Here is a 219-nt window from a genome sequence, read left to right on the forward strand (position 1 = left end):
CGCCTTCGGGCGGCTGTGTGTTGAAACGGTGGCGGTATCGCCTGATTTGTTGACGATGTGCCCAGCCGCCTTCGGGCGGCTGTGTGTTGAAACTATCCAGTATCTCCGGAAAGCCATGCAGAATAATCCAGCCGCCTTCGGGCGGCTGTGTGTTGAAACCGTACCGCTACCGCCAAAACGCCTTGTCGGTAACCAGCCGCCTTCGGGCGGCTGTGTGTT

The sequence above is a fragment of the Neisseria sp. HMSC056A03 genome (genome assembly GCF_001815685.1).
In the GTDB taxonomy this organism is placed as follows: domain Bacteria; phylum Pseudomonadota; class Gammaproteobacteria; order Burkholderiales; family Neisseriaceae; genus Neisseria; species Neisseria subflava.